Origin of the sequence: Actinoplanes italicus, assembly GCF_003001815.1 — a bacterium.
Lineage (GTDB): Bacteria > Actinomycetota > Actinomycetes > Mycobacteriales > Micromonosporaceae > Actinoplanes > Actinoplanes italicus.
In genome coordinates, this window is the sequence record NZ_PVMZ01000032.1 from 1 (window position 1) to 12,044 (window position 12,044).

The window sequence follows — 12,044 nt, forward strand, 5'->3', positions numbered from 1 at the left end:
GCGCTGCTGCCCACGCCGAGCCACCGCGATCGTGCAGGCCATCCTCGTTCTGCACCACGTCGAAGCCAACCGCTACGCAGGATGAAAAAGGCTCACTGGATCGGGGACGAGTTCGGCCCGTACCTGCTGCACTTCGACCGGGCCGGCCGCCTGCTGTCCGCCCCCGTCGCGCTTCCCGGCGTGACCGCTCCGGAGACGGCCGCCCGTACCGGCAGTACCGCCAACCTGGGCGGCAGCAAGGGCTTCGAGGGCCTGGCCGAGTCGCCCGACGGCCGCTACCTGTACGCGCTGCTGGAGGGCTCGGTCACCGGTGACACCGCCGGCGACCTGCGGCTCAACGAGTTCGACACCCGCACCGGCAGGTACACCGGCAAGCGGTACACCTACCGGCTCGGCGCCGCGAACCTGGCCATCGGCGACGCCGTCGCGATCGACCGCAACCGTTTCCTGATCATCGAGCGCGACGGCGGCCAGGGTGCCACCGCCGTGATCAAGCGGATCTACATCGCCGACACCCGCGACCGCGACCGCGACGGCCTGCTCGACAAGACCCTGCTCGTCGACCTGATGAACGTCGCCAACCCGCGCGGGGTCGGCGGCTTCGGCACCACGTTCACCTTCCCGTTCCAGACCATCGAGGACGTGGTGATCCTGGACGAGAAGACTATCGCGGTATTGAACGACAACAACTTCCCGTTCTCCAGCGGACGCACCGCTTCAGCGGCCGACAACAATGAGTGGATCAAAATTGCGCTGCCCGGGTCGCTCCACCCCGACAAGCGCATCTTTCCAGATCGCAGCCGGTAGATAGACGTCGGGTAAACCACGGGAAAACGTTCGGGCGCGCCGTCGCGGAATTGCGGGAATGAATTACCGTGACGGCGTGCCCGCGATGATTCTTCGGCGCGAAACACCGATTCGCCTGCGATTGATCGCCACCCTCACGGCGGTCCTCGCCGCCGTCCTGCTGCTCGCCCTCACCCTCGTCATGATCAGCGTGCAGGACCGGGTGCGGGTCATCGGCCGGGAAGCGGCTCCGCAGGCCGCTACCGCCGCCGACCTCTACTTCGCCCTCAGTGACCTCGACGCCCAGGTCACCCGCATCCTGCTGGCCGGCGACAGCGACGAACTCGCCGGCAGCCGCGTCGACGCGCTCGGCGCCTACCGTGACCGCGGCTACCAGGCCGACCACGACCTGCAGACCTTCCTCAGCAGCGGCGCCGGAGAGGCCGAACAGGCGACCGCGCTGCGAATCATGGACGGGCTCGCCGTCTACCGGCAGCGGGTCGGCCAGGCTCTCGCCGCCCAGGCCGCGGTCGCGTCGACCCCGGCGGGGAAGGTCCCGCCCGACGCTCTCGGCTACTACACGCAGGCCACCGACCTGCTGCACCTGCGTCTGCTGCCGGAGGCCCAGCAGTTGCGCCGGCACAGTCAGGGCCGCCTCGACGGGGCGTACGCCCAGAAATCCGCGACCGAAGCGACCGGGGTGACCATCGCCGTCCTTCTCGGCGGTGCCCTGCTGGCGTCGCTGATCCATCTACAAGTGTGGATGACCCGCCGCTTCCGCCGCACCTGGAACCCGGCGCTCACCGCCGCCACCGCCCTCGGCCTGCTGCTGCCGCTCGCCGCGACGATCGTCCTGCAGGCGCAGTCCCGGCAGCTCGCCGACGGCCGCGACCACGGCCTCGCCCCGTACCTCGCGCTCGCCGAACTCCGCGCCCTCGGCTACGACGCCGCCGCCGACACCGGCCGCTACCTGGTCTCCGCCAACCTCTCCTACTACCGCGACGACTTCACCCAGAAATCCGCCTGCCTCACCGGCGACCCGGCCTGCAGTCCCGCCTCCGCCCGCGGTGGCCTGCCCGAACTGGCCGGAACCCGCGCCGCCGACCGGTGGGACGCCTACCGCACCGTGCACGACCGCATCCTGGAGCTGGCGGACGCGGGCCGGACCGGTGAGGCGGTGCGGCAGCTCACCGGCATCCGGCGCGGCGACGCGGCCTTCGACTTCGCCTACTTCGACGCGGCGGTGGCGGAGACCACCGCAGCCCGTGAACGGGACTTCGACCGGGCGCTGCGCGCCGCGGAGACCACCATGACCGGCTGGTCCCTGCTGCCCGGCGTGATCCTCACGGTGGTTCTGGCCCTGATTCCCTTGGGCGTACGCCCACGCCTGGCCGAATACCGATGACCCCTGTGGTTTCCGGCCCGCGTCCGGTTCCGGCTGTGCCGTTCCGCTGTCTCGGCCCGCTGGAGACAGCGGTGAGAGCCAGCTCGTTGATTTCAGGAAGGATGCGATGAAGCTGCGAGCCGCCGCCGTCACGGCGCTGCTGCTGGTGGCAGGTTGTGAGTCACCCGCCGAACCCGGGACGCCGATCGCCTGCGCCGCCGGGTCCGCCGCCGGTCAGGGCTCGTCCGCGCAGACCAACGCGGTCAACGCCTGGATCAAGGCGTACCAGATCGCCTGCCCCGACGCCTCGATCGAGTACAACAGCACCGGCTCCGGGGCGGGCGTCCGCGCCTTCCTGGCCGGAACCGGCGACTTCGCCGGCACCGACACCCCGCTCACCGCCGCCGACGAACAGCGAGCCGATGCCCGCTGCGGAACCGGCCAGGCGATCCACCTGCCACTCGTGATCGGCCCGATCGCCCTCGCCCACAACGTGGCCGGCATCGAGGACCTACGGCTGTCCCCGCCGACCATCGCCAAGATCTTCAGCGGGAAGGTCACCGTCTGGAACGACCGCGCCATAACCGACGACAATCCCGGTACGGCCATGCCCGCCACGAGGATCCGCGTCGTCCACCGGTCCGACGGCTCGGGCACCACCGACAACTTCCTGCGCTACCTGACCGCCGCCGCCCCGGCCGACTGGCCGCACGGCACCGGCAGCGAATGGCCCCTCCCCGGCGGCCTCGGCCAGCGCGGAAGCCACCGGGTCGCCGCCGCCGTCGCCCGCACCGACGGTGCGATCGGTTACGTCGAGTCCTCGTACGCCCGCGTCACCGACCTGGCAACCGTCCAGGTGGGCACCACCGACGGCAGTTTCGTCCCACCGACCGACCACGCGGCGGCCCAGACCGTCGCGGCGGCCCGGGTGACCGACGACCTGCGCCTGGAGATGGACCACGCCGCCGCGAACGGCGGCGCCTACCCGATCGTCCAGGTCACCTACGAAGTCCTGTGCGGCAGCACGATCTCGGGGACGGCGCGGAGCTTCCTTGTATACGCGGCGAGCGAGGCCGGCCAGCAAGCCGCCGAACGGGCCGGCTACGCACCACTCCCCGCTTCCCTCCGTGCTCAGGTGACCCAGGCGATAGCGAACCTCCGCTGACCACCCGCCGGTTGTTCTCGGCATTGTGGTGGTTGGCGACTCTCTGCTGTCCGTCGGCCGGTTGTTCTCGGCATTGTGGTGGTTTGCGGGCCTCCGCTGACCGCCGGCCGGCAGGCATCGCGCCGGGAGCCTCGTTGGTTACCGGCTCGACTTCCGCACGTTCTGGCCTGGCGCCACCTGCTGTGTGGTGACTTGTGCCCATGCGCGTGCCGTGGTTCACCCCCGCGACCGGGAAGGAGGCCTGCCGATGCGGGCGGCAGAGACGGTGGGACCTGGAGACGGAGCGGCAGGACGGGCCGGACGTCTCGATAACCGCATCATCACTGAGCTGGATGATCATCTAGGCCGGTTTTCAGAGGCCGGCTGTGCACTATGGCTGCTTCCCGGGCTGGGAAGGATGCACCAAGCGCAGCCGGCCGATCAACTAGCGCGCTCCGCCTCGGCGCTCGGTCTCGGCGCTCGACCTCCGCCCAGCCCTGACCTGCCGCTGACACATGAGGAAATACACCAAGCACGGCTCGAGCCCGCCCCTGGCGGCTTGCGTGGTGACCTGTGGCGCGTATGTGGGCGTAGGTCACCACGCTGTCGGGGGTGGCGGTGTGCGTGGTGACCTGTGGCGCATATGTGGGCGCGGTTCACCACGCAGCCAAGGGTGGCGGTGTGCGTGGTGGTCTGTGGTGCGTATGTGGGCGTAGGTCACCACGCTGTCGGGGGTGGCGGTGTGCGTGGTGACCTGTGGCGCATATGTGGGCGCGGTTCACCACGCAGCCAAGGGTGGCGGTGTGCGTGGTGGTCTGTGGCGCGTATGTGGGCGTAGGTCACCACGCTGTGCGTTTGACGGGGTGTGCCGGGCAGCCGGTCACGGACGGGGGTTGCCGTAGTAGGCGCCGGGCCCGTGCTTGCGCTTGAAGTGGCGCTCCTGCAGGTGGGCAGGGGTGCTGGCGTTCGGGTTGAGGGCCAGCGTCTTGAGTGCCATCTCGGCCACCGCTTCGAGGATGATGCCGTTCTCGACGGACTTCTGCGGGGTGGCGCCCCACGTGAAGGGACCGTGGTTGGCGACCAGGGCGGCGGGGGTGGCGGCGGCTGCCTCGTCGTCGCCGATGGTTTCGATGATCACTCGGCCGGTGTTGAGTTCGTAGTCGGTGGCGCACTCGTCGGGGGTGAGGGTGCGGGTCACCGGAACGGGGCCGTTGAAGGTGTCGGCGTGGGTGGTGCCGAGTACGGGGATGTCACGGTTCGCCTGGGCGAAGGCCACGGCGTTCGTCGAGTGCGTGTGGGTGACGCCGCCGATGGAGGGCCAGGCCAGGTAGAAGGCTCGGTGGCTCTCGCTGTCGACGGACGGGCGCAGGTCGCCGGCCAGGACCTTGCCGGTCTCGAGGTCGACGGGTACCAGGTGGTCCTCGGTCAGCTCGTCGTAGGCGACGCCGGACGGCTTGATCAGGTAGAAGCCGCCCTCACGGTCGATGCCGCTGACGTTTCCCCAGGTCAGTTGGGCGAGGCCGGCCTTGGGGATGGTCTGGTTGGCCAGCAGCACGGCCCGGCGCAGGGCCGGCGAACCGTAAGTCACGTCGCTCTTCTCCTCGACCGCGGAAATGTTAGCGCTAACGATAACCGAACGGATGTGCGCCGACACAAGGCCGCGGTGGTCCCGACTTGGTCGCGTTCAGTGGCGGGTGGCCTGGGTGACGACGCGGACCATGTTGCGGAGACGGGAACGGAGGCCGCCGGCCGGGGTCGGGGCCGGGGTGCCGCGGGTGTTGTTGGTGCGGGGTGGCGGCGTACGCAGGTTCCGGGGGAGATTCGACGCGGCCGGGCGCTGCTGCGGGATGCCGTTGGGCGGCGTCGACGATGCGCGCCACGTGAAGGTCACGTCGTCGAGGGCGATGGTCTGCCCGGCGGCGCAGAGGCCGGATGCCAGCTCTTTTGCGGATTCGTCCCGGCTGTAGACGATCATGAGGCTGGTCTCGGCCGCCGGGGCGGTGGTGTGCACGGCCCACACCTCGCCGTACCCGGAGAGCCCGGTGCCGCCCGCGGTCAGCAGTGAGGCCCGCCCGCGCAGCGTGATCACCAGCTCGTGACCGGTGGCGTCGCGGATGTGCAGGGTGCCTGAGAGCCGGGGTGTCCGTCGGCGGAACCATCCGTTCGATCCCGGAGCCATGGGCTCACCGTCCCTTTCATCGCGTCGTTGCGGCGTTGGGTGCTGGAGAAGACGAGTGTGTCGTCGCGGCGGTGGGCGTAGAAGAGGGAGCGGCGGGCAAGGCCGGTGGTTGTTGGAGGGGGAGCGGTGGGCGTAGGCAAGGCCGGTGGGCGCTGGAGGAGGAACTGTAGGCGTAGGGAAGGGCGGTGGGTGGCTGGAGGAGGAACGCGACGGGCGCGCTCGGGTGGGCGAACTGTCGGTGCAGGGGTCGGCGTCCCTGATGGCGAGCGTGTCGTCGCTGCGGTGGATGTCCTGGAGGCGAACGTCTCGTTACCGGAGGGCGTGGCTCCGGGGGCTAGCGGGCGTCGGGCACTCCTCGGACTGTAGCGGCGTGAAGCCACGACGCAACCGCCCGTCACCGCCGTGGGTGAGCGGGGGTGGGTGAGCCGGCCACACCGGAGAGTGTGGCCCGGCCCCGGACCGGGGTGCTGGCGCCGGTCCGGGGCCGGGGGTCGGGGAAGAGCCGGGTGCGGAGTTCAGGCGAGGGACGAGGGCGGAGGTCAGGAGACGGACGAGGGTGGGGCCGGGGACGGCCGGGGCGGGATCAGGGGAGCGATGGTCGAGGAGGGATGGCGCTGACCCGGGGGATCAGCCGGGGCGCGACCACCACGTCCTCCGGAGCGTCGCCGTCGGGGAGGCCGAGGTTGCGCAGCAGCAGGGCGAGGGCTCGCCGCCCGAGTTCGGCGAAGTCCTGGTGAACGGTGGTCAGCGGGGGCAGGAAGTAACCCGAGTCGGGCATGTCGTCGAATCCGACGACGCTGACGTCGTCGGGCACGCGGCGGCCTGACTCGTGCATGGCACGGAGCACGCCGAGGGCGATGCGGTCGTTGGCGCAGAAGACCGCCGTGACGGAGGGGTCCTCCGCGAGGCGCCGGCCCTGTTCGTATCCGGCGGCGGCGTCCCACCAGCCGGCGGTCACGGGAGGAACCACGGCGCCGGCCGCGTACAGCGTGTCGCGCCAGCCGTCGACGCGGGCCTGGGCCTCCGGCCAGTCGAGCGGGCCGGCCACGTGGTGGACGGTGGCGTGTCCCAGGTCGAGCAGATGCCGGGTGGCGAGACGGGCGCCGGCCGCGTTGTCGACCCGTACGGTCGGGAAGCCCGCCTGTCCGCCGTCGCCGCCGACCGCGACGCACACCATGCCTCCGGGGGCGTGGGTGAGTGCCGTGGTGACGGCCGGTTTGGGGGCGATCGCGATGATGCCGTCGACGCCGTGCTGGACGAGCCGGTCGACGGCTTCCATCACCGGGCGGTGTGACAGGTCGCGGACGGTGGCGACGCTGACCAGGTATCCGGCGGCCCGGGCGGCGCTCTCGATCCCGTACAGCATGGATTCGGGTCCGAAGAGGGTCGTCTCGAAGCCGACGATGCCCAGAGTGTGGGACTCGCGGGTGGCGAGCGTACGCGCGGCCAGGTTGCGCCGGTAGTTGAGCGATCGCATGGCGGCCAGCACCCGTTCCCGCGTCTCGGCGCGGACGTTGGGATGCTCGTTGATCACCCGCGACACGGTCTGGTGTGAGACGCCGGCCAGTTTGGCCACGTCACGCATGACGCTGCCGCGCTCCTTGCCGGATCTCGGCCGGGGCGCGGGCACGGGCAGATCGGTGGCCGGTTGGACGCCCGGTACCGGGTCAGATGTCGCCATTGAACGATTCCTAGCAGCTTCCGTTCGATCACCCCGGGTGAGGTGGGAGCTATTGCAACAGATCTGAAACAGCGATCCAAGTCTCTTGACGACCGGGATGAGAACGGTAACACTCCAGAAACGCAAGCTGTGACGGCGGTCGCAGAAGGACGCCGAACTTCGCGGATCTGGGCTGGTAGCCCTACCCGCTGCTTATTTGTGAACGGTAACAGTTTCTGGAGGTTGTAGTGCGTAAGAGCCTGTCTGTGGCGGTGTTCGGTGGCCTGCTGGCCGTCTCGGCTCTCGCCGGTTGTGGTGGCAGTGACAGTGGCGGCGAGAATGGTGGCGGCGACGACGGCAAGATCGTCCTCGGCTTCTCCCAGGTCGGTGCCGAGAGTGGTTGGCGTACCGCCAACACCGAGTCGATCAAGGCGTCCGCTGCGGCTGCCGGCATCGAGCTCAAGTTCTCCGACGCTCAGGGCAAGCAGGAGAACCAGATCAGCGACATCCGTGGCTTCATCACGCAGAAGGTGGACGTCATCGCCTTCTCGCCGGTGGTCACCTCCGGCTGGGACGCGGTGCTCAAGGAGGCCAAGGACGCCGGCATCCCGGTGATCCTGACCGACCGTGCCGTCGACTCGACGGACACCTCCCTCTACGAGTCCTTCATCGGCTCGGACTTCAAGGTCGAGGGTGAGAAGGCCGGCGACTGGCTGGTCAAGGAGTACGAGGGCAAGACCGGTGAGGTCGCCATCGTCGAGCTGCAGGGCACCACCGGTTCGGCTCCGGCCATCGACCGGCAGACCGGTTTCGCCGAGAAGATCAAGGCGAACCCGAACCTGAAGATCGTCAAGACCCAGACCGGTGACTTCAAGCGTGCCGACGGCAAGACGGTCATGGAGACGTTCCTGCAGTCGGTTCCGAAGATCGACGTGCTGTACGCCCACAACGACGACATGGGCCTCGGCGCCATCGAGGCGATCAAGGCGGCCGGCAAGAAGCCCGGCCAGGACATCAAGATCATCACCGTCGACGCGGTCAAGGACGGCATGACGGCCCTGGCCGCCGGCGAGATCAACTTCATCGTCGAGTGCAGCCCGCTCCTCGGTGACCAGCTGATGGAGACCGTCAAGAAGGTCAAGGACAAGCAGCCGGTGGAGAAGCGGATCCTCACCAAGGAGGGCACCTTCACCCAGGAAGAGGCCAAGGCGGCTCTGCCCACCCGCAAGTACTGATTGATTGCCCGCAGGTCGCCCCGGTCCGCCGGGGCGGCCTGCGGAGCTCGAAACGGAGCAAGTGATGGGCGAGCAGTCTCCGGTCCTCGAGATGACCGGAATCCGAAAAGTATTCCCCGGCGTCGTCGCCCTCGACGGCGTCGATTTCCGTTTGTTCCCCGGTGAGGTCCACGCCCTCATGGGTGAGAACGGGGCCGGCAAGTCGACCCTGATCAAGACCTTGACCGGCGTGTACGAGATCGACGGCGGCGAGATCAAGCTGGGCGGGGTGCCGGTGCGCATCTCCGGGCCGCTGCAGGCGCAGCAGGCCGGTGTCAGCACCGTCTACCAGGAGGTCAACCTCTGCACCAACCTCTCCGTCGCGGAGAACATCTTCATCGGCCGTGAGCCTCGTAGGTTCGGCAAGATCCAGTGGGGCAAGATGCGGCGGCGTGCCGCGGAGCTGCTCGCCCGGCTCGACCTCGACCTCGACGTGTCCGCGCCACTCAGCTCCTACTCCCTGGCGATCCAGCAGATGGTCGCCATCGCGCGCGCGATCGACATCGAAGCCCGGGTGCTCATCCTCGACGAGCCCACCTCCAGCCTCGACACCGCCGAGGTCGCGCAGCTCTTCCGGATCATGCGCCGCCTCAAGGAGTCCGGCGTGGCGATCCTCTTCGTCTCGCACTTCCTGGACCAGATCTACGAGATCTCCGACCGGCTCACGATCCTGCGCAACGGCCAGCTGATCAGCGAGCACCGGGTCGAGGAACTGACCCAGGTGCAGCTCGTCGAGAAGATGATCGGCAAGGAGCTCGCGGCCCTGGAGGACCTCGAGGACAAGGCACAGAGCAACCGGGAACGCGCCGCCGAGGCCAAACCGATTCTGGAAGCCAAGGGCCTTGGTCGTACGGGTGCGATCGCCCCGTACAACCTGACCATCCACCAGGGTGAGGTGGTGGGTCTGGCCGGTCTGCTCGGTTCCGGCCGCACCGAACTGGCCCGCCTGCTCTTCGGCGCCGACAAGGCGGACTCCGGCGAGCTGTGGGTGGACGGGAAGAAGACCACGCTGCGTGACCCGCAGGCCGCCATGAAGCACCGGATCGCCTTCTCCTCGGAGAACCGGCGCACCGAGGGCATCATCGGTGAGCTCAGCGTCCGGGAGAACATCATCCTGGCGCTGCAGGCCGCCCGCGGGTGGACCCGTCCGATCCCGCGCAAGAAGCAGGACGAGATCGTCGACAAGTACATCAAGGCGCTGCAGATCAGGCCCGCCGACCCGGAGCGCCCGGTCCGCAACCTCAGCGGCGGCAACCAGCAGAAGGTGCTGCTCGCGCGGTGGCTGATCACCGAGCCCCGGCTCCTGATCATCGACGAGCCGACCCGCGGTATCGACGTCGGCGCCAAGGCCGAGATCCAGCGGCTGGTGGCCGAGCTGTCCGACGGTGGCATGGCGGTGCTGTTCGTCAGCGCCGAGCTGGAGGAGGTCCTCCGGCTCAGCCACAAGATCGCGGTGCTGCGGGACCGGCGCCTGGTCGAGGAACTGGAGAACACCGCGGACGTCGACGCCGACCGCATCATGCAGACCATCGCCAGCGGAGCAACCTCATGACGACCATCTTCAAGAACCGGCTGTTCTGGCCGGCGCTGATCCTGGTGGTGATGCTCGGCATCAACGCGTTCACCTCCAACCAGTTCATCACGATCAAGGACGGGCACCTCTTCGGCTCCCTGATCGACATCCTGCGCGGCAGCGCCCCGCTGATCCTCGTGGCGCTGGGCATGACGCTGGTCATCGCGACCGGCGGCATCGACCTGTCGGTCGGCTCGGTGATGGCGATCTCCGGTGCGGTCGCCTGTCTGCTGATCAGCGACCTCGACAATCAGAACAGCCTCAGTGGTGTGTTCATCGCGATCGGCGCCGCGATCCTGGTGTCGCTGGCGGCCGGACTCTGGAACGGCACGCTGGTCGCGGTGGTCGGGATCCAGCCGATCATCGCGACGCTGATCCTGATGGTGGCCGGGCGCGGCCTTGCGCAGCTGTTCACCGAGGGCCAGATCATCAACGTGCAGTCCGGGCCGTACTCGGCTCTCGCCTCCGGTTTCTTCCTGACCCTGCCGATCGCGCTGCTGATCGCCGCGGCCGCGGTGGGCCTGACCGTCCTGCTGACCCGGCGCACCGCTCTCGGCCTGCTGCTGGAGTCGGTCGGCGGAAGCCCGACGGCCAGCCGGCTGGCCGGCATCGGCGCGCGCCGGATCACGATCATGACGTACGTGGTGGCGGGAGCGTTCGCCGGTCTCGCCGGCCTGATCGCCAGCGCCGACATCAAGAGCGCGGACAGCATCTCGGCCGGCAACCTGATCGAGCTCGACGCCATCCTGGCCGTGGTCATCGGTGGCACCGCACTCATCGGTGGCCGGTTCTCGATCATCGGCACGGTGCTCGGTGCGGTCATCATCCAGACGCTGCGGGTCACCGTGGTCGCGATCGGCATCCCCGCCGAGGCGAACCTGCTGTTCAAGTCCGTCGTGGTGGTGGCCCTCTGCCTGTCGCAGTCGCCGGAGTTCCGGGCGAAGGTCTTCGGGCGCTTCAAGTCACGTCCTGCTGCTGAGAAGGTTGGAGTACCGGCATGACCACCACGGACATGACTCCGGTCACCAAGGGCGGGGAGGGTCCGGAGCTCAACAAGCGGCGCCGGGTCTACAAGCCGAACACCAAGTACGTCCCGATCCTGGCGACGCTCTTCCTGCTGATCGTCATGTACAGCAGCGGTGTGGCCAACTACCGGAACTTCGACGACCCGAGCGTCATCGTCAACCTGTTCCGGGACAACGCGGTGCTGCTGGTGGTCGCGGTCGGCATGACCTTCGTGATCCTCACCGGCGGCATCGACCTGTCGGTCGGCGCGGTCATCTCGCTGACCACGATCCTGACAGCCACCCTGCTCAAGGCCGACTGGCCGCCGCTCGTCGTGCTGCCGGCGGTGCTGCTGCTGGGCGCGCTGATCGGCGCCGGCCAGGGAGCGGTGATCCACTTCTTCAAGGTGGAGCCGTTCATCGCCACGCTGGCCGGGCTCTTCCTGGCCCGCGGCGCGGCGCTGACCATCAACGACGAGTCGGTCCCGATCCGCGACGACATGTGGCGGGAGATCTCGGACTACCGGATCGTGCTGGCCGACGGCGTCGTCACCAAGCCGATCGCCATCATCGCGGTGCTCGCCGTGCTGGTCGCCGCGGCGGTGCTGGCCTGGACCCGCTTCGGCCGCAATGTCTACGCGATCGGCGGCAACTCCGACTCGGCGCTGCTGATGGGTCTGCCCGTCGGTCGTACCAAGATCGCCGTCTACACCCTGAGCGGTTTCTGCGCGGCGCTCGGCGGTGTGCTGTTCAGCATCAACTCCACCTCCGGCTGGGCCCTGCAGGGCAACGGCATGGAGCTGGACGCGATCGCCGCCTGCGTCATCGGCGGCGTGCTGCTGACCGGCGGTTCCGGTTTCGTGTGGGGCACCCTGCTCGGCGTTCTGGTCACCGGTCTGATCCGGACGATCATCAACTTCCAGGGCGATCTGAACGCGGCCTGGAGCCGGATCATCATCGGCGTGCTCCTGTTCGCCTTCATCGTGATGCAGCGGCTCGTCACGAGAAAAGCGAAGTAATCAGCATGACTTACACAAGTA

10 protein-coding genes and 1 pseudogene are annotated in these 12,044 nt (G+C 68.7%); 8 read left to right on the plus strand and 3 right to left on the minus strand.

Annotated features, from left to right (window positions below; translation table 11 throughout):
* The 4 genes and pseudogenes from CLV67_RS52415 to pstS all read left to right on the plus strand — a co-directional run.
* Positions 1 to 85 (plus strand): annotated as a pseudogene (locus CLV67_RS52415) (IS5/IS1182 family transposase); the annotation flags it as partial.
* Entirely contained in the window at positions 82 to 807 is a 726-nt protein-coding gene (locus tag CLV67_RS45605) for an esterase-like activity of phytase family protein (protein WP_106330232.1), read from the plus strand. The pseudogene CLV67_RS52415 and the gene CLV67_RS45605, both read left to right, overlap by 4 nt.
* An 85-nt stretch (positions 808 to 892) precedes the next feature.
* Entirely contained in the window at positions 893 to 2,191 is a 1,299-nt protein-coding gene (locus CLV67_RS45610; RefSeq protein ID WP_239166887.1) for a hypothetical protein, read from the plus strand.
* Positions 2,192 to 2,297: 106 nt separating this feature from the next.
* Positions 2,298 to 3,335: a phosphate ABC transporter substrate-binding protein PstS gene (pstS, locus tag CLV67_RS45615; protein ID WP_106330234.1), complete on the plus strand. Its 1,038-nt coding sequence runs from the start codon at positions 2,298 to 2,300 to the stop codon at positions 3,333 to 3,335.
* Between the two features lie 859 nt (positions 3,336 to 4,194).
* Here the strand turns inward: pstS and araD are convergent.
* The 3 genes from araD to CLV67_RS45630 form a co-directional block, all read right to left on the minus strand.
* Positions 4,195 to 4,902 carry an L-ribulose-5-phosphate 4-epimerase AraD gene (gene araD, locus CLV67_RS45620; protein WP_106330235.1) on the minus strand — a complete coding sequence of 236 codons (708 nt, stop codon included), beginning with the start codon at positions 4,900 to 4,902 and terminating at the stop codon, positions 4,195 to 4,197.
* A gap of 96 nt (positions 4,903 to 4,998) precedes the next feature.
* Positions 4,999 to 5,493, minus strand: coding sequence for a hypothetical protein (locus CLV67_RS45625; RefSeq protein WP_106330236.1), 495 nt, complete (start codon positions 5,491 to 5,493; stop codon positions 4,999 to 5,001).
* A gap of 583 nt (positions 5,494 to 6,076) precedes the next feature.
* The gene (locus CLV67_RS45630) at positions 6,077 to 7,078 is read right to left on the minus strand and encodes a LacI family DNA-binding transcriptional regulator (RefSeq protein ID WP_106330310.1); all 1,002 of its coding nucleotides are present in this window, start codon (positions 7,076 to 7,078) and stop codon (positions 6,077 to 6,079) included.
* A gap of 323 nt (positions 7,079 to 7,401) precedes the next feature.
* Between CLV67_RS45630 and CLV67_RS45635 the strand changes: the two genes are divergently transcribed.
* The 4 genes from CLV67_RS45635 to yjfF all read left to right on the plus strand — a co-directional run bounded on the left by CLV67_RS45635 (position 7,402) and on the right by yjfF (position 12,023).
* The gene (locus CLV67_RS45635) at positions 7,402 to 8,388 is read left to right on the plus strand and encodes an ABC transporter substrate-binding protein (RefSeq protein ID WP_106330237.1); all 987 of its coding nucleotides are present in this window, start codon (positions 7,402 to 7,404) and stop codon (positions 8,386 to 8,388) included.
* Between the two features lie 64 nt (positions 8,389 to 8,452).
* On the plus strand, positions 8,453 to 9,979 hold the full coding sequence (locus CLV67_RS45640) for a sugar ABC transporter ATP-binding protein (protein WP_106330238.1): 1,527 nt from the start codon (positions 8,453 to 8,455) through the stop codon (positions 9,977 to 9,979).
* Positions 9,976 to 11,001, plus strand: a complete 1,026-nt coding sequence (locus tag CLV67_RS45645) for an ABC transporter permease (protein WP_106330239.1) — start codon at positions 9,976 to 9,978, stop codon at positions 10,999 to 11,001. The genes CLV67_RS45640 and CLV67_RS45645 overlap by 4 nt, the downstream gene beginning before the upstream one ends.
* A complete protein-coding gene (gene yjfF / locus CLV67_RS45650; RefSeq protein ID WP_239166886.1) occupies positions 10,998 to 12,023 on the plus strand; it encodes a galactofuranose ABC transporter, permease protein YjfF in 1,026 nt (341 codons plus the stop codon). The genes CLV67_RS45645 and yjfF overlap by 4 nt, the downstream gene beginning before the upstream one ends.
* The last annotated feature ends 21 nt before the right edge of the window (positions 12,024 to 12,044 follow it).

What these genes read in the sequence shown, in the direction of transcription:
- CLV67_RS45605 (WP_106330232.1), top strand. Translation starts at nt 82, where the DNA reads ATGAAAAAGGCTCACTGGATCGGGGACGAGTTCGGCCCGTACCTGCTG.
- CLV67_RS45610 (WP_239166887.1), top strand. Translation starts at nt 893, where the DNA reads ATGATTCTTCGGCGCGAAACACCGATTCGCCTGCGATTGATCGCCACC.
- pstS (WP_106330234.1), top strand. Translation starts at nt 2,298, where the DNA reads ATGAAGCTGCGAGCCGCCGCCGTCACGGCGCTGCTGCTGGTGGCAGGT.
- CLV67_RS45625 (WP_106330236.1), bottom strand. Translation starts at nt 5,493, where the DNA reads ATGGCTCCGGGATCGAACGGATGGTTCCGCCGACGGACACCCCGGCTC.
- CLV67_RS45630 (WP_106330310.1), bottom strand. Translation starts at nt 7,078, where the DNA reads ATGCGTGACGTGGCCAAACTGGCCGGCGTCTCACACCAGACCGTGTCG.
- CLV67_RS45640 (WP_106330238.1), top strand. Translation starts at nt 8,453, where the DNA reads ATGGGCGAGCAGTCTCCGGTCCTCGAGATGACCGGAATCCGAAAAGTA.
- CLV67_RS45645 (WP_106330239.1), top strand. Translation starts at nt 9,976, where the DNA reads ATGACGACCATCTTCAAGAACCGGCTGTTCTGGCCGGCGCTGATCCTG.
- yjfF (WP_239166886.1), top strand. Translation starts at nt 10,998, where the DNA reads ATGACCACCACGGACATGACTCCGGTCACCAAGGGCGGGGAGGGTCCG.